The following is a 17,735-nucleotide window of genomic DNA, read 5'->3' as shown; positions in this document are numbered from 1 at the left end:
CCAAGGTCAGTATGAACGCACAACAGAACGATCCTTCTAAGCTACATCCACAAACAGAGCTATCTCTGCTTGACCAACTCGGTGACATGATTGCCATCGTTGATCAAAACAATAGGTTTGTGGCGGTAAACAAAGGCTACGAAAACTTTTTTGGTATTCATAAAGATGCATTTATCGGCAGAACCGTTGCCGAAGTTCATGGCACAGAAGCCTATGAACAACAGATCAAAAGCGCGCTCGAACAAGCCTTTATGGGCAAAAAACATAAAGTTCGCATCAGCCAGACCTCTATCTGCCAACAGCAGCATACCTTTGAAGGCAAGCTCACCTCCTACTCCGGTTCACTGATCACTGACCTAGGCGCGATGGTGGTGTTGCACGACATCACCGACCTTATCGAAGCCCAGCAAGAACTGGAGCGCGAGCAAGAACTGCTACACACCATTATCAACGCCGTACCGGACTTTATCTTTGCCAAAAGCCCTGAAGGGGTTTATCAGCTGTGCAACAAAAGCTTTGAAGAGTTTCTAGATACGCCCTCCGAAGATATCTTAGGCCGCACCGATTACGAGCTAATGTCGAGAACCTCAGCCGAATACATTGCCAATAAAGATAAAGAAGTACGAGAAACCCTAGAAGCACAGCGTTGCGACGAATGGGTTTCCTACAAAGATGGCCGCCGCCGCTTATTAGATATGTACAAACTGCCCCTAAAAGAGAGCAATTCAAGAGAGACGGGGGTCCTAGGCATAGGCCGTAATGTTACCTTTGAGCGTGAAGCCGAGCAGAACCTACTCCTCGCCTCCTTAGTGTTTGATGCCACCCCAGATCCCTGCATCATTCTATCCGACGAAGGCGAGATCATATCCAGTAACGAAGCGGCGCAAAACCAGTTCCCTCAGCTCAAAGATAAAACGCAAAGCCTTCAACTAAATGAATTGCTATACAGCCCAGAACGTGACGCTATCGATCTGGACAGACTGACCGAATCCAATGGTAGCTGGTGCGGTGAGATCTGCAGTCACGACCACAGAACCTATTTCGCCACCCTGAACGCGGTTCAAGGCCAATCGGTACAATCCAATAAATTTGTACTGATCGTACGTGACGAAAAGACCCATAGTGCAATGGCAGACAACCTACTGACCAAAGCCTATCAAGATCCACTCACCGATTTGCCAAACCGCCGCCTCTTTTACTCCCGTCTTGAAAGTGCTATCTCCCGTGCAGAAAGACAACTAAGCCAACTGGCAGTTATCTATATCGACCTGGATAAGTTCAAACCGGTAAACGACCAATACGGCCACGCCACCGGTGATAAAGTCCTACGCGAAGTCGCTAAACGCTTAAAACACTGCTTCCGGTCCACCGATACCATTGCCCGCATCGGCGGCGATGAGTTTGTGGCCCTGATTGATATCGAAAAGCGCGAACAAGCGATCTTAGTCGCAGAGAAATGCCTAAACAGCCTAGTCGCCCCGTTTGACCTAAAACCGGCACAACATATTATTTCAGCAAGTATTGGGATTAGTATCTTCCCGGAGGATGCAGGCAGCGCAGAGATATTGATACAACGCGCAGATAAGGCGATGTATCAGGCTAAGCATTCGGCTGATACATCGGTTTGTTATTTTTCTGAGTGAGGTGGATTAGGGGCTTTCGCCGCTAAATACAGGAAGAATACTGCAAAGATCGGCTGTGGCTATGATTTCAGCCATCATTCTAAACAATGCCTATTAACACTTAAGTGCATATAGCTTAGACTCCGCATACCTAAGGCAGTGAAGCCAATAGCGTTATACACCGCGTCTGTCACCTGGCGGTTTGAGAATTAAAGGAATAATTCAGATGTCACGTCCCAAAAGCTCCTGTTTAGACTGCGATTTTTTCATCAGCGTCAATGGCGTCAGCCACGATACCACGCAGTCATTTCAATTCTACGATCACACCGATCAAGCACAACAGGAACAGATCGAAGCTAGACAGAAGTTAGTTGAAGTCGCTGGCTATAGTATTTTTAGCTGGAACTGGACACCTGAAACCGAAAAACGCAACGTGTGGCTCAGCATTGAATGTGACGAAGGCGGCCCTATCAAACTGCCCCTGTTTACCAAAGTCGATGAGCAGAAATACCAGCAGAAAGAGCATAATCACGAACAGAATTATCATCTTCAGGCGGTCGTTCCTCTAACCGTTCTTCCTAGCGTTCAACCAGCGCAATACCCAGAGCAACATATGGCTCCCATCCGCAATGGTTACCTTTATATTTTTAAAGACAACCAGTTATGGCGCGAGATTGAGGTAATAAACAAGGAAAATATAGGTCCAGAGTTTCGTGACACTCACCTTTCCCACCACCGAGAGGGCTTTGATAAACCATTTAAGAAAGAGCCGCGCAAAGCTGTTGGCAAGCCACTAAAAGATATTTGGCTGCCAACTAAAGCAAACGGTAGTTCTCAGCGTTTATATGTTGCCTATTCAGAGGTCCAGTGGAGTGCTGCGTACCTGAACTTTCTCGAAAAGCCTGAAAACAGGACCACCCTCAAACTACGTACTAGCGTTATTACTCACCAAAGCATTAATACGCTGGGTGACAAGCTGAACACCACCTTGAAGACGATGCGTCTACGTGAACCAGAGATCGAAGAACAACTTGCCGATCCCAGCCTCTATAATCGCGACCTCAGTGGCAACCACCTATACAATCTATACGACAGTGTAAGTTACGAGGTCAATGCTCTCAGGAAAGACAGCAGCGATCTCCTATCGACACTGGAGAATGTGTACTCAGCAGCGATACGAATACGGCGCCCGTGCAGCCCAATACAACAAACAATTAAATGCTGATAGTCAGGAAGACAGTCTCTGGCAAGCCCGCAGTTCAATCGACTACTTAGCAGATGCTAGAACCCGCCAGCTGAAACTTATCGTGTTAACTGATCCAATATTTGAACTCCGTCATCACACCACTATGGCCATGCAGGTTAGCTCCTGTCTGTTCCATATAATGGACGACGCTGGTCAGCAGAAATACTTTAAGAGCGCCGAACTGGTGCAACGTTTTGTCGTACCAGATAAACTGCCAAACGGTGAGGAAAACCCTAACCACAAGCACTTAGATAGTTTTAACTTCAGCCCGATTGGGGTATTTCAGCGCACACTACGCACAATAGAGCGTCAACGCTGTCATAAGGATATGGCGCAATTCCAAAATAACCTTGGCAAAACGATTAATAATCCTGCCACCGCTGCGGCAATGCGGGATTTCACCAATCTGGACCGCGGAGCGCCTGGTGCCTATCGTCTCGTCGGTAATGCTTTCCAAGCCTTGAGCCTTAACCTCGCCGCTATCGATCCGCTGCAAGACAACCAGCAACCGCAAGATTGGCCTGGCCATGGCATTATCGCCAATTTCTACAACCAAGGTATCTTCCACCCACTGCATGCTTTGCTCTACCCACCTAAGGATCAGGTTCCACTGGAAATAGCCTACACCCCACCAGCACCAATAAATGACGGCAGCGGCCTAGCAACCGCGAACAATGTGGCACGCTGGGCCGGTGACACCCTACTGCTAGATGATCAGATAGAAAACCGTGATCAGGCACTCTTACTGGGCGATAACATTAAAAGCAGCGAAAACAGTGAAGACAGCTTTGGCATCAGCCGCCGTATCCTCAATACCGCTGATGGTGTCCTCAGTGGTTTTTACACGGCTATGCTAGCGCTGCAAAACAAAGCTGCTGCCCGCGCCAGCCTTAGCCAAATGATCGAAACTGTCGAATTCAGAGCCGCCTACCTCGACAATCTCCGCCTGAGTAAGCTAATAGCACCAGACAGTATAGGAAAGGCTACCTATATTCCCACCTCCGGTGAATCAATTGCGGGTGCCTATGTAGTCGGAGTTCACAGTAAAAAGGCGGGGTTAAGTTTTGGCCTAACCGAATCACAGCGTAAGAAAACAGCCGGTAAACGTTATGGCGTACTCAGGGATAGCAACGATAAACTGCTCGCCTCAACCAATCAACGTAGCCTCAAAGGCACCAAGCTACATGGCTCTGCCGTAAGCAGCAAAGCTGATCTGCGGGCGCTAGTTGTACCGGATGATAACCCCATCACCCAAATGAAAGTTGAACAATTAGCCAAAGAGGTTGATCTGGCGGACAAACTCACTCCGCAAAGCAAAGCAGGCACTGCTGCCGGGGAATTCTACGCACAGAAAGGGGTTCCCTTCATTATTGTGGCGCTGGAGATTGTTAATTTGCAGAGGACTATGACGGGGTTTAATGAAAGGCATAGTAGCTACTATAAAACCACTGCACGAGTTAGTGCGGTGGTCGACTTAGGGGTTGCTATTGTAAATGCTTCAAACTTTTTAACCAAAGAGACCGGACTGCTGGCGAAAACAAGTACCGCCACCTTCCGAAAACTATCCCCTGCAACAGCAAGATTTCTCTCTTTCCCATCATTAAACCTTCAATTGGAACGTACGATAAGCCGACTCAAGTTTGCAGGTTTAGTCGGTGGTGCTTTAACCACAGCGGTGGCCGTATGGGATACCTGTCTGTTAATTTCCGCTCAAGATAAAGATGCCGCAGCGGCTATGGCGATGGTTGCAGTTGGTACTGGCCTATCCACCTTCGGCAGCCTCTATACTGCCACCTTCCTAATGAGCCCTCTGGGTTGGATCGGACTAACCATTGCCCTAGTAGGCTTTGGCCTCTATATGTTGTTTAAGGACAGCCCCATGGAAACCTGGCTTAAAAACGGCCCCTTTGGAGCACGTCCCGATCACACTGGTGACTATAAATATCTGCAACAACCGGACAAGGCCTGGCAGCATTTTATCAACCTTATTATGAACCTACGGATTAAAACCTATCCGATTGAGCAGATCGAGCTATCCGACGAGCTACGCAGGAAATTAACAGGCAAAGGCATTACCCACGGTGTCTGGCTCACCAGTAACCTGTTCGGTTTGAGTAAACCAGAGCACCAAACCCTGCGCTTCCATGCACGGCAGGCAATCTTAACTAGCACTACCAAAAAAACCCGAACAACCCGTGGACCGGTTAAACCAACGCTGAGCGTCGATCAAGTGGCCCCTGCGGACGCGCCTTTACTCGATCAGCAGGAGCTAGATAACGGCCAAATTTTTTTCTATCGATTTGACAATATCGTGCCTAAAAACGACGGTAAATTTTGGCCCGGAACAAGCTATACCTACGAATATCAAGCCCATTTCCATACAAGGGCCCAGCTACAGATTGGTGAACATACCTTCCCCACCCCTCCGTTAAGCAAAGAGAAAGAAGCCGGCAGCCCAAGTACCACCCCAAGCTTTACCAAAGGGGAATACTGGTGGGCCGATGAATTTGGCTGGGAACAGTAACAGGACTAATGATGAACAAAATTGAAACACCGCAAGGCCAGTATCAGAATAGCGTCTGGAACAGTCAGCACTACAGCAACCAGAAACCCCGTCCCGAACAGGGTGTCCTAACAAAGCTTCTACAAGGAGGCGATCCACTACCCTGGTGTCGAGCTAATGAAACCGTTCCTGTCAGTATGATTGAGGAACCCACACCAGCTGAGATCAAGCAACGTTTACAAGAGAATAAAGGCGAAACTCACTGGGACGAAAACCAATACAGTGCGGGCTCATTAAATAAATGGGGATTAATTTACTTTTATCTGACTGTCTTCGGTAAAGGCAACTGTACCATGTTACTGCCTGTCTTTATTATTGTATTGTTTTCATTTGTTTTTTATGACGGATGGGGCTTGTCTGAAATAGCTGATGTCTCATATGTCTATGGCATTTACGTGTTCCTCCCCTCAGGCCTAATCTGGGGCTATGCTGAAGCCTCTGAGCGTGGGTATTTACCCATGCCTTGGTTTATGAAAGCGGTCAAACATTTTACCTTCAGCCGTAGCACTGGCAGGGTGACCCGCTATAAAAACAATAAAGAGCTATACAGCCACCCTTTCTCGGAATTTGACTGCTATCTGGTCAGTAGCCCTAGTCATCAGGGAATACTCAGCTATCAACTCCACTTGGTACACCGGTATCATCGTTACTCCGACAGCATCCCTCTGCATACCTTCACCACCAGCGAACAACCGGATGAGTTCAAGCGCATCTGGAACCTGATTCAGCGCTATATGGACACCAGTCAGCCAATGCCTGATGTCCCAGAACTAGAACCAGCCAGAGCAAAAGACCCTACAACAGCTGCTTGGGATGCAAAAAACAACCGTAAGCCTGATTACTGGTTCTCCATGGATGATGTCAAGTTTGAAGAGGCACTACTTGAACTCCAAGCTGAACAACGCTTTAAGCCGACCCAAGGGCCAGAGATCGACTTATTTAATGGCGGCACTCAAGCTTGAAAACACGAAGGGATGAACGGACAGAAATGGACTTCCAACAGATAAAGCCCTATCCAGAAACAGCCTGGAACAGTGAAAATTTTGCCTGTCAGAAACCCCGCCCAGAACAGGGCATCCTGACAAAGCTTCTACAGGGCGGTGATCCGCTACCGTGGAGCCAGGCCAACGAAACCGTTCCCGTCAGTATGATTGAGGAACCCACACCAGCTGAAATCAAGCAACGTTTACAAGAGAATAATGGCGAAACCCATTGGGATGAGAACCAGTACAGTGCAGGCTCACTAAATAAATGGGGGCTAATTTACTTTTACCTTACCGCTATTTCCAAAGGGTTTTGTATTTTTATAGCTCCAATTTTCTTTGTCGTGAGTATAGGATTATTTGTTTCTGATGACTCAGTTTCAACAAATGATTTATTTCATGCAATCACTACAATGTCTCTTTTAGTTTTCCTCCCATGCGCTCTAATCTGGGGCTACTTTGAAGCCTCGGGCCGAGGATACTTGCCCATGCCTTGGTTTATGAAAGCGGTCAAACATTTTACCTTCAGCCGAAGCACTGGCAGGGTGACACGTTATAAAAACAATAAAGAACTCTACAGCCACCCTTTCTGTGAGTTTGACTGTTATCTGGTCAGCAGCCCTAGTCATCAGGGCATACTCAGCTATCAACTCCACCTGGTACACCGATATCATCGCTACTCCGACAGTATTCCCCTGCATACCTTCACCAGCAGCCAACAACCGGATGAATTAAAACGGATCTGGAACCTGATACAACGCTATATGGATACCAGCCAGCCGATGCCTGATGTCCCAGAGCTGGAACCCGGCAGAGCAAAAGACCCTACAACCGCGGCTTGGGATGCTAAAAACAACCGCAAACCAGATTACTGGTTCTCCATGGATGATGTCGAGTTTGAAGAGGCACTACTTGAACTCCAAGCCGAGCAACGCTTTATGCCTACCCAAGGCCCAGAGATCGACTTATTTAATGGCGGCACACAAGCTTGAAAACACGAACGCATGAACGGACAGAAATGGACTTCCAACAAATAAAGCCCTATCCAGAAACAGCCTGGAACAGTGAAAGTTTTGCCTGTCAAAAACCCCGCCCCGAACAGGGCGTCCTAACAAAACTTCTTCAGGGCGGCGATCCACTGCCCTGGTGTCGAACCCAAGGGTCAGGTCTTGCATTGTGCATACAACAGCAGAAAGCGCATCCAGAATACAACATGCAACAGCTGAAAGCCCATTAGTAGCGCAACATGCAAAGCCTGATCCTACTTATTGTCAACGCCTTGTTACCTACCATCATTAACTCGCTTCAGAGTTGCTCTTCTTAGAAACTCCTCAACAGTTATATTTTCACTTTGTGCTGAATTCTTGATAGCTGTATATAGCCCATACTCAAATTTAACTTCTATTTTTTTTGGTCTAAGGTCTGAAATTGCATTCCAAATAATACCTACTCCAACAGCTAATAGAATACCAACAGCGATAACCCTGGGGAGTTTTGTGTGCATAGCTCTTGACGACAATACTAGCTGTCTCGCTAAGAACGACATACCCCAAAGCAACAAGGAGAATATTGCAAATACAGAACAATAGCTTCCATATGCTCTCTCACCCGTACAAAGATATATAATAAAAATTGGAAGGGTAAACCCAAAAGTTATAAAGAATGCTGGAGAAGCAAGCTGTGATAGCCTTCTGGAAAGGTGTCTATTTTGTTTTGATAGAAAGCCAACTTCTTTAGACACAGAGACTGATAACAACTCTAGCATCGCTATTGCTAGAAACAGCGCCCCAATCGTTCCGAATGGAATGTGATCCGAAAATAAACTGGTAAGAAAGCCCCGATTCATTTGATCAGGTAAATCGACTTTGTCTAATAACCACATTGCCGTTGAGATTGCCGCACCCAGCGGGAGAAAGAATGGAATATCTTTAGAGTCCAAAGTTGTAGGGTTACTCAAAATCTGTCCTTAGAATGTAACATTTTTATAAAAGCCTAAGAGTTAGGTCTTGCATCGCGCATATAACCAAAAATATGCAACTAGCTTAAACCTACATATATCCCTGACCTAGATTCAAAGCTTAAGGTTAAGCTTAACTTACAAAAAAGCGGCTCATATAGAGCCGCTTTTTTAGAACCTAATTACTTGATCAAGCACTTAGCTCAAGTAGTAATTTGTTCAAACGCGCAACGTAGCTTGCTGGGTCGTCGAGTTGTGCACCAGCGGCTAGGCCTGCTTGATCGAATAGAACAGAAGCTAGATCACCAAAGCGGTCTTCGTCTGCTTCTTGATCTAGTTTTTCGATCAGTGGGTGCTCAGGGTTTACCTCAAATGTAGGCTTAGTGTCTGGCACTGCCTGACCTGCTGCTTCCATAATCTGGCGCATCTGAAGACCCATATCCTGCTCACCCAACACAAGACATGCTGGAGAATCAGTTAGACGGTTAGTGATGCGAACATCAGCAACTTTTTCACCTAGGCTGGTTTTCAGGCGATCAACTAGACCTTCTAGCTCTTTCGCTGCTTCTTCCTGCTCTTTCTTTTCTTCTTCAGTCGTTGTCTCTTCTAGGTCTAGCTGACCTTTAGTGACATCTTGGAAGGCTTTCTCATCGTAGTTTTGAAGCTGGCTCATCATCCAGTCATCGATACGATCAGTCATCAGCAGTACTTCGATACCTTTCTTACGGAAGATCTCCAAGTGCGGGCTGTTTTTCGCAGTATTGTAGTTATCCGCAACAACGTAATAGATCTTGTCCTGACCTTCCTGCATACGCTCAATGTATTGATCCAGAGATACATTCTGCTCTTCGCTGTCAGCATGAGTAGAAGAGAAACGCATCAACTTAAGGATCTTCTCACGGTTACCGTAGTCTTCCGCAGGACCTTCTTTTAGAACCTGACCAAACTCTTTCCAGAACGCTGCGTATTTTTCTTCATCGTTCTTACCCAGTTTGATTAGCATATCCAGTACACGTTTAGTTAGTGCGCTGCGCAGCTTATCAACGTTGGCATCTTTCTGAAGAATTTCACGAGATACGTTTAGGGATAGATCTTTAGTGTCGATAACACCTTTCATGAATCGTAGGTATAGAGGCAAGAACTCATCTGCCTGATCCATGATAAATACACGTTGCACGTATAGCTTAAGGCCTTTTGGCGCTTCACGGTTCCACAGATCGTATGGTGCACGCTCTGGCACGAACAACAGACTGGTGTATTCCATGTTACCTTCAACGCGGTTGTGCGCCCAAGTTAATGGATTACCAAAGTCGTGAGAGATGTGCTTGTAGAACTCTTGATATTCTTCTTCAGAGATCTCTGATTTGTTACGTGTCCACAGCGCTGTTGCACTGTTTACTGTTTCATCTTCTGGCTCTTCAGCAGCGGCGTCTTTCTCTTCACCCTCTTCACCGAAGCTAGGCATCGCCTCTTTCTGCATGATTACAGGGATAGAGATATGGTCAGAGTACTTACGTACCAAACCACGAAGTGCGAAACCATCTGCAAAGCTTTCTTCACCCTCTTTTAGGTGAAGTACGATGCTGGTACCGCGACCGGCTTTTTCAACTTCACCAATAGTGAATTCGCCTTCACCTTCAGATACCCAGTGAACGCCCTGCTCGGCTGGTAAACCTGCTTTACGCGTGAAAACTTCTACTTTGTCTGCAACGATGAAAGAGGAGTAGAAACCAACACCGAACTGACCAATCAACTGGCTGTCTTTGTTCTGATCGCCGGTTAACTGAGATAGGAATTGTGCTGTACCCGATTTAGCGATCGTACCTAGGTGTTCGATCACATCATCGCGGCTCATACCAATACCATTGTCCGCGATAGTTAGGGTCTTAGCTTCTTTATCAAAGCTGATGTTGATCTTTAGATCGCCATCGTTTTCATAAAGCGCGCCATTTGAAAGCGCTTCGAAACGCAATTTTTCTGCAGCGTCAGATGCGTTAGAAATTAGCTCACGCAGAAAAATATCTTTATTTGAATACAAGGAGTGAATCATCAAATGAAGCAGTTGCTTCACTTCAGTCTGGAAACCGTGAGTTTCTGTACGCGTTTCAGTAGTCATCAACACTTATCCAATATGTCTGTTATTTCTAAAACTACAGCGTCGCCCTAAAGCAACAAAACTGTAGTGGAGAACTTGCTGAACCTTAGCAAGCTCTCCGCCAATAACAGGAATATTGGGACGTGCTAAACCTTTTCAAGCGTAAAAGGAGAGGTTTTTAACTTTTATTCTCCTGCACTCATCATCAATGTTTTGAGGGTAGAAGATTTGAATTCACGACGATACAGAACGAACACAACGCCGGCTGTCAGTCCCATGAAGATCCATGGGTTGATAAACCAGCCTAAGATCGCCAAACAGAAATAGTAGGTACGCAGACCCAGGTTAAAGCTATTTGCCGCCATTGAGGTCATTTTGGCGATACGATTAGAGTGTGCATCCGCCTGCTGCTGGGAGATATGTTCTTCAGGCCCCGGGGCACCGCCAATCATGATTGAAACAAATCCATACTGCCGCAGACTCCAGGTAAATTTGAAGAAGGCGTAAACAAATAACGTAATCAGAAGAAGGATCTTCAATTCCCACTCCGCACGCGTCGCGTGGAAGGTAAACGGGATATCCGCCACAACATCAATCGCTTGTTGAGTAGAACCTAGTATGGTCATCAAGCCCGCAAGGATTAGCATGGTGGTGGATGCAAAGAAGGATACACTACGTTCTAGATTGGCAATCGCCGTTGTATCGGCAATTCGCACATCTCGGGTAAGCATCCGTGTCATCCACTCTTTTCGATACATATGTAAAACACTGGCAAGGCAAGGCGTTTCATAACTGCGTTTACGCGCGTAATACATATAGCCTTTGAAACAGATCAAAAACCATATAAGTGCTAGAAGATTAAGCCAGTTATCCATTACAAACTGGGAGATAGATGACATCTATTCGATCCTGAGTAGAAAATTAATCGTGCAATCTGAAACAACTCATTGTAAAACAAGTCACAATCAAAGGAACCCATAAATCCTTGGAAACAAGAAATCGATGTATATAGATATTGAAGCCCTCTTCTGGATCACCTTAATCATCTTTGCGATGTATCACTGGTGGCAATCGCAAAAGATTAAAGAGGTCGCACTTAGATATACCCGCAGGCAGTGTAAGGAACTTGAGCTACAGCTTCTTGATGACAATATTAACTTGAGAGGTTTTTGGCTTAAACGCGATGCTAAGGGGCAGATCCGCATCTGGCGCTCGTATAATTTCGAGTTTTCCTCAACAGGCGAAGAACGTTATAGCGGAAGGGTCGTAATTTTAGGCAAGGCAATCACCGACTTTCAGCTTGATCCCCATCGTATGCAGTAACCCCGATCAGCTCCAAAGCCCTAGTATTAACATCCATATTACTAGGGCTTTTGAATACATACCTTTATAAACTAGGGTTGTATAAAGCTTCTATCATATAGGTTGATTCAGCCTCGTCTGACATCATTTCTCCCGCCGCAGTTGGATTCATTTCAAACTGCCTATTGATAGAATCCATATCAGTCATCATTCCAGGAGTATAGCTTCTGGAATGGTTAAGCAAATCACTAATAAAGACTTCACTTACAGCAACGTCATTCGCTTCTCTCTCAGGTAGAGCATAGGCCCATAAAAGTGTTCTAGCTTGTGGGTTAAGCAAATTATGAATCATTGCATCGTGCTGAGTATGTGCTGAAGCGACACTAGGGATTAACAAAGAGAGTGCTAGAGTGGTTCCGAGTAAAAGTTTCATAATCAATACTCCGACGCAAATTACGCGCGCTTTATATCGACTTCGTTCCTTCTCCTATTCCATTACATCCAAGGGCATTAGCTGCACTTATATGGCAAGCTCAAGGAAGATTGCAGGAAGACCTACCAACTTCTTTTCCTGAGCGCTTTTATAAATATACGATTTACCGCTTAAATTGGACCATAAAGAGCGGAAATAATTCACACTGAGTAAATTTCAGGCATAAAAAAAGCAAGGCCTTAGCCTTGCTTCTTTTCAAACTGAATATCAGCTAAGGATTAAACCTTAACGATGTTCTCAGCTTGTGGACCTTTCTGGCCTTGAGTTACAGTGAACTCAACTTTCTGACCTTCAGTCAAAGTTTTGAAGCCGTCGCCTTGGATCGCAGAGAAGTGAGCGAAAACGTCTGGGCCGTTTTCCTGCTCGATGAAACCAAAACCTTTTTCTTCGTTAAACCATTTAACTGTACCAGTAGTAGACATATCTATAGTCCTATATCTTTCAGAGTAATTTTTGCCTTTTTACAGGCGGATTGTGCTGGAAGTGCTGTGATTACTTATGAAAAACAGGACGAGGTACTCATAGAACTTCGAAATGGTGTACATAAATATACGGCTTACTTTCAAGCGATCTTCATTCTATAGAGCTTTCTATGCAAAGGTCAACGAATTTTTTCCCTTAAATTCAATCATTTCAATCTTATTATACTGAGATGAATGAATCGTAATATTTGCCTAACATTTTCCCGTTTTACAGGCTTAAAACAGCAAATATTCAGAAGCGTATTTCACTCTTTTAATCTACTTATCTGAAACAGACATTCTCCTATCACAGTTAAGTCCTTAAGATGAACAAGTCAGGCAAATACCACCAGCCCATTCTGGAGTTGCTTCAGCATAGTGTTCAAAAACTGAATTATCCTGCATCGGATTTTTCAGTAAGGCCATCAGATCATTAACTAAAGTAAAATCACCATCCGTCGCAGATCGAATCGCTTCTTCGGCCATATAATTACGTAGAATGAATTGAGGATTAACCGAGCGCATTTGAGCTTTTCGAATTGGTTGACTTGCGGGCTCAATTTCCAAACGCTGTTCGTACTTCAATAGCCAAGGTGTTAAAGCTAATGGATAGCTGATCAGGTTCATCAAAGCAGCAATCGATTCATCACTACCGTCAAAATTAGAGAGAGTTCGGAAGAATCGATTCATATCGACATTTTGTTGAGCAAATAGCTGTAACAACTCTCGCACAAGATCACTATCACTCTGCTCTTCTGTCTGTAAACCTAAACGACGTCTAAACTCAGCAAGCTCAGCTTTTTTATATCGCTCGGGATAGCTATCTAATAGTGCGATTACTTCATCCTTATCAATCAATGTTAATAAGGCCTGACCTAGACAAGACAAGTTCCACTGCACTATTTCTGGCTGACGCTCAAAGGCGTAGCGGCCTTTATGATCATTATGATTACTCACGAGTTTCGGCTTATAAGTATCCAAGAAGCTGAACGGGCCATAATCAAATGTTTCACCCAGCAGCGACATATTGTCAGTATTTAGTACAGCATGAACAAAACCATAAGCTTGCCATTTAGCGACCAATTCAGCGCTGCGCTGAATCACCTCTTCATACATCGCCTGATATGGTTTATCGGCCTCTTTAAACTGCGGGTAAAAACGATCTAAACAGTAATCAGCTAGAACTTTTAACTCATCATGCTGCCGGGAGTAATACAGGTATTCAAAGTGGCCAAAGCGGACATGACATTGAGTCACACGCAAAAGAGCTGCACAGGGTTCCATCATGCCATCACGCATCGCTTGCTCTTCACTTCCAACCAACGCCAACGCGCGAGTGGTTGGAATACCAAGACCAGACATAGCTTCACTGATCAAATACTCGCGGATACTGGAGCGCAATACAGCTCGACCATCACCAAAACGAGAAAACGCAGTTTTACCTGAGCCTTTAAGGTGAAGATCCCAGCGCTCGGCTTTATTGTTTACAACCTCCCCCAGCAATAAACCACGGCCATCGCCCAATTCTGGGTTATAAACCCCAAACTGATGCCCCGTATATTTCATAGCAAGGGGCTCACTGCCCGGTAATAGCGCTTGACCACTGAAATATTTAGCAAGATCAGCATGCTGGACACTGTTAGCATCCAGATCCAGAAAAGTCGCGACATCGGGGTTAAATGCAATTAAAAAGGGACCGTTTAAGGGAGTTGGCTCTATCTGTTGATGAAACAGATTTGGCAACCGCAAGTAGCTGTTATCAAAGTTGAGGTTTTCAAGCGAAGCCATGATGATAGTATCCCTGAACTATTGGTGTAGACTTTCTATTACCCTAGCATTTTACTCAGGTACTATCATCCCCTCTCTTATAAGGTTATTTTCAGTGTTATGACTAACACCTCAAACAGCCCGAGTTACCAAGAGAAGATCTGGCATATCGTTGCCATGATCCCAGAAGGAAAAGTAGCTACCTACGGTCAGGTTGCAGAGCTGGCAGGGTTATCAAAGATGGCTCGTGCAGTGGGCAGAACACTAAGCCAATTACCTAAAGATACACAATTGCCTTGGCATAGAGTTATTAATGCTCAAGGTAAGATATCTTTCCCACAAGATAGTGAAGCTTACTTCCGTCAGAAAGAACGATTAGAAAATGAAGGGGTAAGCCTGATCAACGGTAAGATCAGGCTGAAGGATTATCGCTGGCAACCTTAAAAATGAAGCGCAGCAATCTTTAAGGGATGCTGCCCATCAACTGAAGGGAAATCAATTTCAGGTTGCAGTAGTTCGTAATCCACCACAGGCTGCCCTGCTTTATTAGCGCAGCGCTTAACCAGATCTAGCCACTCATCCATTTCTACTTTTGCAACATTGTTAGTACACACCAAAGTTCCGCCTGGTTTTGTGGATAGGATGGATGGTTTTAATACGCTTTGATAATCACGAATTAGATCTACAGTACCAAAAGGGCTTTTCGCCCAACGCGGTGGATCTAGATAAACCAGATCAAATTGTTGTTCATCAAGCTTAAGATACTGACGAGGTTTCTGACCTCTCTTTACACGTTGCTTGATTGGAATGCCTGCAAACTGTTTTGCTGCGGTAAAGAAGTCACTTTGAATAAACTCAATTCGATCTCCAGATAGCTGATTAAGCTCAGCATTCTCTCTACCTACATCTAAGTTTCGCTCAGCAAAATCAACATTTACCACTTTGGTTGCGCCCGCAGCAGCCGCACAAACACCGACACCACAGGTATAAGAGAATAAGTTCAGGACGGACTTATCTTTTGCATGTTCTTGAACGTAACGACGACCAACACGCATATCTAGAAACAGTAGCGGATCTTGTCCCGCATGTTTACCTCTCACACGGTAATTAATACCCAGCTCCTGACCAACGAGTTCTAATCCACGTTTATTATGCTCATCGTCACGGCGAGAGTTTCGTGCGCTGCGATCGTTATATACCACCTCTTCTATGTCAAATAGAGACGCGTAATGATCACTTATCAGGTCAACTTGATCGGTTGATAAAGCTTCATGAAAAGTTTGAATTAAAAGCTGCGGACCATAACGATCAATGGTTAAACCGGATATTCCCTCATTCGTACCATGAAACAGGCGGTAACAGTTGGTATTTTCAGCATGCAATTCAGGTAACAATTCAGCGCGAGCTAAATCAGCATGCTTTAAAAGGGAAGTAAGATCCGACATTTGAACATCCATAAGCAGTGAAGCACAGCATTGTACCCCTTCACTTGCCTATCAGCTAAATTTTTATCGATCCGTTCGACACCAACACTCAGCTAGATGATCGTCAACTAAACCGGCTGCTTGCATGTATGCATAGATGATTGTTGAACCGACAAAGGACATACCGCGTTTTTTAAGATCTTTAGAAAGCGCATCACTGATCTCAGTGGTCACAGGCACCTCTTCAAATTTATGCCAATGATTCACAATCTGCGTATTATCAACATAAGCCCACAGATAACTTGAAAACGAGCCAAACTCTTTTTGTATTGCACGGAAAGCTAACGCATTTTTACGCGCTGAATAGATTTTAAGCTTATTGCGGATAATCTCTGGGTTTTCACGAAGCGCTTCCAGCTCAGCATCAGTCATGTTCATAACTTTTTCGACATCAAAGTTATAAAAGGCTTTACGATACCCTTCCCTTTTACGCAAAACAGTTTCCCAACTTAGGCCGGCCTGAGCACCTTCGAGAATCAACATTTCGAAGAGTTTTTGATCATCGTCTTCTGGAATACCCCATTCATTATCATGATAATCGGCATAAAACTCTTGCCCTGGTTTATTCCCAAAGCAACGCTTCTTACCATCTCTTTCCGATACTTTCATAAGGGTTCCATGTTAATCGTAATAGGGCTGTTAAAAACGCCCTAGCTCAGCCATCTTGGCAGCGACAACCGCAAATTCGGGTTTATTCTGTAAAATTTCAGCTTGGGTCAAACCTTCAAGTTCATGAGGAAACACTAACCAATCCTGACTTTTATGCACATAGAAATCAGGCTCCGAATCGGTTTGGTTATTTGCAGGTTTGTAATATGGGGTGGCGATTTTGATCTCTGGCGTATTCTTCTTACAGGCCGCTTTTATCTGTTTTATCGTTTGCGCAATGCTGAGACCTGAATCATGTACATCATCTACGATAAGCAGAGAATCCTCAGACTCTAAACGCTTAATCAGATAAGTTAAACCATGTACTTTGATCTGTCGGCTGCGCTCACCTATACCAGTATAAGATGAGGTTCGAATTGCAATATGATCAGACTGAATGCCTAGGCAAGCTAGTACTTCCTGTACCGAGATTCCTACAGGCGCGCCCCCTCGCCAGACTCCGACGATGTAATCGGGGCGAAAACCACTCTCAAAAATCTGCAGCGCCATCTGGGTAGAATCTTCTAACAACTGCTGAGCGCTTATATAAACTTTGTTCATCAGCCCTAGTTCACTCACTAAAAAACATGAGGAGTATCATAGCCTTTCAGAACACGATTTAACAAAGCGGGAATGCTACAGGAAGGAATTTTCAAATTTGATTGGCTTGGCGCTCTTGCCAACGACGACCTTTATGAAATTTTCGTCGATCACGTCCCGAAAACTTACCACTTAGCTGAGCCCCAATTTTTTGGGCCGTAATAATATTATCGATACGCCTTTCATTTTCCGGATCACGACGATCCTCATGATGACGATAACGGCATTCACAATCTTTGGAAGCACTACAACTTGGCAGAGGAATCATTGGAGCTTTATCAGGAAAAAAACGTCGATCACCTAACTGATCAACCGCCGAACAAGGGAACAAGCCCGACTCAATCGACACAGCTCGATAACGTTTATCTGCTTTTTTATTCTGCTCACGATGAGCTTTATAGCGCTTTGTTAAGTAGATAGCCAAAATAGTGACGACCAACAACGCTAGAATCCATTCCATCATATTTCTCCCTAAATAATAAAAGCTACGCGAGCTTAAGTTAACATTAGGATT

17 protein-coding genes are annotated in these 17,735 nt (G+C 44.9%); 7 read left to right on the top strand and 10 right to left on the bottom strand.

Going from position 1 to position 17,735, the window contains the following annotated elements; translation table 11 throughout:
• Window positions 1–11: 11 nt before the first annotated feature.
• From ACMXYX_RS05610 to ACMXYX_RS05590, 5 genes are all read left to right on the top strand, one after another.
• The gene (locus tag ACMXYX_RS05610; RefSeq protein ID WP_415897864.1) at window positions 12–1,643 is read left to right on the top strand and encodes a diguanylate cyclase domain-containing protein; all 1,632 of its coding nucleotides are present in this window, start codon (window positions 12–14) and stop codon (window positions 1,641–1,643) included.
• A gap of 205 nt (window positions 1,644–1,848) precedes the next feature.
• On the top strand, window positions 1,849–2,847 hold the full coding sequence (locus ACMXYX_RS05605) for a toxin VasX (protein WP_415897863.1): 999 nt from the start codon (window positions 1,849–1,851) through the stop codon (window positions 2,845–2,847).
• Window positions 2,735–5,392 carry a hypothetical protein gene (locus tag ACMXYX_RS05600; RefSeq protein WP_415897862.1) on the top strand — a complete coding sequence of 886 codons (2,658 nt, stop codon included), beginning with the start codon at window positions 2,735–2,737 and terminating at the stop codon, window positions 5,390–5,392. Before ACMXYX_RS05605 ends, ACMXYX_RS05600 begins: the two co-directional genes overlap by 113 nt.
• An 11-nt stretch (window positions 5,393–5,403) precedes the next feature.
• A complete protein-coding gene (locus ACMXYX_RS05595; protein WP_415897861.1) occupies window positions 5,404–6,393 on the top strand; it encodes a hypothetical protein in 990 nt (329 codons plus the stop codon).
• A gap of 26 nt (window positions 6,394–6,419) precedes the next feature.
• The gene (locus ACMXYX_RS05590; protein ID WP_415897860.1) at window positions 6,420–7,406 is read left to right on the top strand and encodes a hypothetical protein; all 987 of its coding nucleotides are present in this window, start codon (window positions 6,420–6,422) and stop codon (window positions 7,404–7,406) included.
• A gap of 290 nt (window positions 7,407–7,696) precedes the next feature.
• Here ACMXYX_RS05590 and ACMXYX_RS05585 read toward each other — a convergent pair whose 3' ends face one another.
• The 3 genes from ACMXYX_RS05585 to ACMXYX_RS05575 form a co-directional block, all read right to left on the bottom strand.
• Window positions 7,697–8,371 (bottom strand): hypothetical protein, encoded by a 675-nt coding sequence (locus ACMXYX_RS05585; protein ID WP_415897859.1) that lies wholly within the window; start codon window positions 8,369–8,371, stop codon window positions 7,697–7,699.
• Window positions 8,372–8,561: 190 nt separating this feature from the next.
• Complete coding sequence (htpG, locus tag ACMXYX_RS05580; RefSeq protein ID WP_415897858.1) at window positions 8,562–10,487, bottom strand: molecular chaperone HtpG; 1,926 nt, start codon at window positions 10,485–10,487, stop codon at window positions 8,562–8,564.
• 164 nt (window positions 10,488–10,651) lie between these two features.
• A complete protein-coding gene (locus ACMXYX_RS05575; RefSeq protein ID WP_415897857.1) occupies window positions 10,652–11,365 on the bottom strand; it encodes a DUF599 domain-containing protein in 714 nt (237 codons plus the stop codon).
• Window positions 11,366–11,468: 103 nt separating this feature from the next.
• Between ACMXYX_RS05575 and ACMXYX_RS05570 the strand changes: the two genes are divergently transcribed.
• Window positions 11,469–11,789, top strand: coding sequence for a DUF3301 domain-containing protein (locus ACMXYX_RS05570; RefSeq protein ID WP_415883949.1), 321 nt, complete (start codon window positions 11,469–11,471; stop codon window positions 11,787–11,789).
• A 64-nt stretch (window positions 11,790–11,853) separates the two neighbouring features.
• Here the strand turns inward: ACMXYX_RS05570 and ACMXYX_RS05565 are convergent, their stop codons facing one another.
• From ACMXYX_RS05565 to ACMXYX_RS05555, 3 genes are all read right to left on the bottom strand, one after another.
• On the bottom strand, window positions 11,854–12,201 hold the full coding sequence (locus tag ACMXYX_RS05565) for a hypothetical protein (protein ID WP_415897856.1): 348 nt from the start codon (window positions 12,199–12,201) through the stop codon (window positions 11,854–11,856).
• Between the two features lie 278 nt (window positions 12,202–12,479).
• A complete protein-coding gene (locus ACMXYX_RS05560; protein WP_415883947.1) occupies window positions 12,480–12,683 on the bottom strand; it encodes a cold-shock protein in 204 nt (67 codons plus the stop codon).
• A gap of 360 nt (window positions 12,684–13,043) precedes the next feature.
• On the bottom strand, window positions 13,044–14,510 hold the full coding sequence (locus tag ACMXYX_RS05555; protein ID WP_415897855.1) for a protein adenylyltransferase SelO: 1,467 nt from the start codon (window positions 14,508–14,510) through the stop codon (window positions 13,044–13,046).
• Window positions 14,511–14,609: 99 nt separating this feature from the next.
• On the opposite strand from ACMXYX_RS05555, the gene ACMXYX_RS05550 reads away from it, so the two are divergent.
• Window positions 14,610–14,933 carry an MGMT family protein gene (locus tag ACMXYX_RS05550; RefSeq protein WP_415897854.1) on the top strand — a complete coding sequence of 108 codons (324 nt, stop codon included), beginning with the start codon at window positions 14,610–14,612 and terminating at the stop codon, window positions 14,931–14,933.
• Here ACMXYX_RS05550 and ACMXYX_RS05545 read toward each other — a convergent pair.
• The 4 genes from ACMXYX_RS05545 to ACMXYX_RS05530 all read right to left on the bottom strand — a co-directional run bounded on the left by ACMXYX_RS05545 (window position 14,930) and on the right by ACMXYX_RS05530 (window position 17,684).
• The gene (locus ACMXYX_RS05545; RefSeq protein WP_415897853.1) at window positions 14,930–15,934 is read right to left on the bottom strand and encodes a class I SAM-dependent rRNA methyltransferase; all 1,005 of its coding nucleotides are present in this window, start codon (window positions 15,932–15,934) and stop codon (window positions 14,930–14,932) included. The two genes, ACMXYX_RS05550 and ACMXYX_RS05545, sit on opposite strands and share 4 nt — an antisense overlap.
• 63 nt (window positions 15,935–15,997) lie before the next feature.
• Entirely contained in the window at window positions 15,998–16,582 is a 585-nt protein-coding gene (locus ACMXYX_RS05540) for a DNA-3-methyladenine glycosylase I (protein ID WP_415894855.1), read from the bottom strand.
• Between the two features lie 30 nt (window positions 16,583–16,612).
• Window positions 16,613–17,182: a phosphoribosyltransferase gene (locus ACMXYX_RS05535; protein WP_415897852.1), complete on the bottom strand. Its 570-nt coding sequence runs from the start codon at window positions 17,180–17,182 to the stop codon at window positions 16,613–16,615.
• A gap of 91 nt (window positions 17,183–17,273) precedes the next feature.
• Entirely contained in the window at window positions 17,274–17,684 is a 411-nt protein-coding gene (locus ACMXYX_RS05530) for a hypothetical protein (RefSeq protein WP_415897851.1), read from the bottom strand.
• Window positions 17,685–17,735: the final 51 nt, after the last annotated feature.

The organism is Neptuniibacter sp. QD72_48 (assembly GCF_047778065.1).
GTDB lineage: Bacteria > Pseudomonadota > Gammaproteobacteria > Pseudomonadales > Balneatricaceae > Neptuniibacter.
Note: the sequence above shows the minus strand (reverse complement) of the source record. Positions and strands in the feature narration are given on the sequence as shown.

What these genes read in the sequence shown, in the direction of transcription:
- ACMXYX_RS05560 (WP_415883947.1), bottom strand. Translation starts at nt 12,683, where the DNA reads ATGTCTACTACTGGTACAGTTAAATGGTTTAACGAAGAAAAAGGTTTT.
- ACMXYX_RS05550 (WP_415897854.1), top strand. Translation starts at nt 14,610, where the DNA reads ATGACTAACACCTCAAACAGCCCGAGTTACCAAGAGAAGATCTGGCAT.
- ACMXYX_RS05570 (WP_415883949.1), top strand. Translation starts at nt 11,469, where the DNA reads ATGTATATAGATATTGAAGCCCTCTTCTGGATCACCTTAATCATCTTT.
- ACMXYX_RS05590 (WP_415897860.1), top strand. Translation starts at nt 6,420, where the DNA reads ATGGACTTCCAACAGATAAAGCCCTATCCAGAAACAGCCTGGAACAGT.
- ACMXYX_RS05610 (WP_415897864.1), top strand. Translation starts at nt 12, where the DNA reads ATGAACGCACAACAGAACGATCCTTCTAAGCTACATCCACAAACAGAG.
- ACMXYX_RS05595 (WP_415897861.1), top strand. Translation starts at nt 5,404, where the DNA reads ATGAACAAAATTGAAACACCGCAAGGCCAGTATCAGAATAGCGTCTGG.
- ACMXYX_RS05555 (WP_415897855.1), bottom strand. Translation starts at nt 14,510, where the DNA reads ATGGCTTCGCTTGAAAACCTCAACTTTGATAACAGCTACTTGCGGTTG.
- ACMXYX_RS05600 (WP_415897862.1), top strand. Translation starts at nt 2,735, where the DNA reads ATGCTCTCAGGAAAGACAGCAGCGATCTCCTATCGACACTGGAGAATG.
- ACMXYX_RS05605 (WP_415897863.1), top strand. Translation starts at nt 1,849, where the DNA reads ATGTCACGTCCCAAAAGCTCCTGTTTAGACTGCGATTTTTTCATCAGC.
- ACMXYX_RS05575 (WP_415897857.1), bottom strand. Translation starts at nt 11,365, where the DNA reads ATGTCATCTATCTCCCAGTTTGTAATGGATAACTGGCTTAATCTTCTA.
- ACMXYX_RS05540 (WP_415894855.1), bottom strand. Translation starts at nt 16,582, where the DNA reads ATGAAAGTATCGGAAAGAGATGGTAAGAAGCGTTGCTTTGGGAATAAA.
- htpG (WP_415897858.1), bottom strand. Translation starts at nt 10,487, where the DNA reads ATGACTACTGAAACGCGTACAGAAACTCACGGTTTCCAGACTGAAGTG.
- ACMXYX_RS05565 (WP_415897856.1), bottom strand. Translation starts at nt 12,201, where the DNA reads ATGAAACTTTTACTCGGAACCACTCTAGCACTCTCTTTGTTAATCCCT.
- ACMXYX_RS05530 (WP_415897851.1), bottom strand. Translation starts at nt 17,684, where the DNA reads ATGATGGAATGGATTCTAGCGTTGTTGGTCGTCACTATTTTGGCTATC.
- ACMXYX_RS05545 (WP_415897853.1), bottom strand. Translation starts at nt 15,934, where the DNA reads ATGTCGGATCTTACTTCCCTTTTAAAGCATGCTGATTTAGCTCGCGCT.
- ACMXYX_RS05535 (WP_415897852.1), bottom strand. Translation starts at nt 17,182, where the DNA reads ATGAACAAAGTTTATATAAGCGCTCAGCAGTTGTTAGAAGATTCTACC.